The organism is Acidiphilium sp. JA12-A1, from assembly GCF_000724705.2.
Lineage (GTDB): Bacteria > Pseudomonadota > Alphaproteobacteria > Acetobacterales > Acetobacteraceae > Acidiphilium > Acidiphilium multivorum.
Window position 1 is genome coordinate 1 of record NZ_JFHO01000181.1, and the last position, 1,962, is coordinate 1,962.

Annotated in this window: 2 protein-coding genes and 1 pseudogene; all 3 read right to left on the reverse strand. The window is 76.0% G+C overall.

What is annotated here, in order from left to right; translation table 11 throughout:
* Window positions 1–32: 32 nt before the first annotated feature.
* Complete coding sequence (gene gspM, locus RT91_RS19045) at window positions 33–632, reverse strand: type II secretion system protein GspM (protein ID WP_035189353.1); 600 nt, start codon at window positions 630–632, stop codon at window positions 33–35.
* Window positions 619–1,617: a PilN domain-containing protein gene (locus RT91_RS19050; protein WP_035189355.1), complete on the reverse strand. Its 999-nt coding sequence runs from the start codon at window positions 1,615–1,617 to the stop codon at window positions 619–621. Before RT91_RS19050 ends, gspM begins: the two co-directional genes overlap by 14 nt.
* Before the next feature lie 103 nt (window positions 1,618–1,720).
* Window positions 1,721–1,962 (reverse strand): annotated as a pseudogene (locus RT91_RS19055) (prepilin-type cleavage/methylation domain-containing protein); the annotation flags it as partial.

Below are 1,962 nucleotides of genomic sequence, written 5' to 3' on the forward strand. Positions count from 1 at the left end.
CACGAGACCGCCGAGGCCGAGCCGCGCGCCGATCATCGCGCCGCCTTCGCGATGCGGAAGCCCGAGACGGTGAAGCTCGCGTGCAGCGGCAGGTCGGCGCCGGTGGCGGGCGCGCCGGTTGCGTGCAGGTCGAGCCGGTTGACGAGCATGCGCGGTGTCGCGGCACCGAGCGCGTCGAGAAAGCCGATCAGCGCGGGGTAGGAGGCCGTCATCGAGATCCGCAGACGAATTCGTTCGACGCTGCCGAGGCTGACCGGCGGGAGCAGCTCGGCGCTGTCCAGCCCGATCCGGTGCGTGGCGGCGAGGGACTGCACCGCGCCCTGCAACCGCGCGCCGGCGATGGCGGCGGAGTCGCCGGGGAGATAGGCGTCGCGCCCGGCGCCGGGGCGGACCCGTGCGGCCATGCGCCGCAGCGCCGGCAGTTCGGCGACGAGACGCCGCTCATGCGCGAGCAGCGTGCTTACGGTGGCAACGCGCGTGCTGAGGCCGCGATACCAGGCGAGGCCGGGGCGGATGACGCCGAAGCCGACAAGGGCGAGCAGCGCCGCCGAGATCGCGAGCGCGAGCGCCTGGCCGGCGCGGCCGTCCGGCAGGTCGCGCGGGAGCTGTGCCATCGCGTCAGCCCGCTTCATCGTCGCGCAGCCGCACCCGGATCGAGAACACATCGCCGCCGCCGTTGAGCGACCGCGTGACCGGGGCGGCGAAGGCCGGATCGGCGAAATGCGGATCGGCGGCGAGCCGGGCGACCAGGCCGGCGGCGTTGGGGGATTCGCCGTCGAGCGTCGCCACCCGGTCGCGCAGGGAGAGATCAGTCAGGTAGCTGCGGTCCGGCAGGGCGCGGGTGAGGGCGGCGAGCATCAGCAGCGTGTCGCCCTCGCGCGCTGCCTCGGCGCCGAGCGCGGCGCGGAAGCGGTCTTCTGCGGCGAGGCGGGCGCGCAGAGCCTCGGCAAGGCGGAGCCGCGGGGCGAGCGCGGCGCACGCGGCATCGAGCCGGTGCAGGGCGAGCGCCTGGCGCGCCGGCGGAATGGCGAGGCACAGCGCGGCGAGGCCGGCGGCGAGCAGGGCGAGCGCCGGGGGGACGCGGCTTTGCCGCCGGGCGCCAGGCAGCGCGAAGACGGCCTCGCCCTCGGCGCCGGCGGCCTCGATCCGCACGGCGGCGAACCCGGCCTCGTCGAGCGCGGCGAGAAGATCGGCGATCCAGGCGCGGGGCAGCACGGCGAGCCGGACATGCAGCAGGCCCTGCGCGTTGTCGCGCGCGAGGATCTCGTGGGTGACCAGCACCTCGTCGGCGGTGAAGGGGGTCAGGCGGTCGATCTCGAAGGCGAGTGCCGCCGCGAGGTCGCGCCGCGCGGCGGCGGGGAGGGTGACGCGGCGGATCAGCGCGCCGGCGCCGCGCAGCCGCAGCACCACCGGCCGGATGACCGCGCTCCGCCGCATCTGCCCCAGCCGGCCGAGCGCGCGGGCGCCGCCGCGCCCTTCCTGCGTGATCTCGGCGGCTTCCGGCGGCGCGCCGGCGGCGGCGGTGACGGTCATCGCCGCATCCTGCCCGGCCGGACGCCGCAGCGCGCCGGGCACCAGCGACTGCAGGCTTGCGATATACCAATGAAGGAAATCCATTGATGTTCTGGTTACGCGACTCAAGAAAAATTGAAAATTAAGGTTTCGTGTCACTCGATGCTGGCGCTGCCGGCGCGTGCCGCCGCGGCGCGCGGCCGCGCGCCTATCCGCCGGCGGCGAAGGGGGCGCGCCAGGGGGCGGCGATCAGGTCCGGCCAGGGGCGCTGCCCGGCGGCGGGGATGATGCGCAGCCGGATGAGGCGCGGCAGCGCGCCTGCCGGCCCGGCCTCGTGCCAGGCGGGCGGCGCGCCCGGGCGCGCGGCCCACCAGTAACGCAGCTCGATCGCGGCGATGTGGCGGGCGAGGATTTCGACATGGGCCGCGCCGGCTCGCGCCGCCTGCGGGC

Bases quoted from the DNA above. Each gene is read 5' to 3' on its own strand.
- gspM (WP_035189353.1), bottom strand. From the start codon at position 632: ATGAAGCGGGCTGACGCGATGGCACAGCTCCCGCGCGACCTGCCGGAC.
- RT91_RS19050 (WP_035189355.1), bottom strand. From the start codon at position 1,617: ATGGATTTCCTTCATTGGTATATCGCAAGCCTGCAGTCGCTGGTGCCC.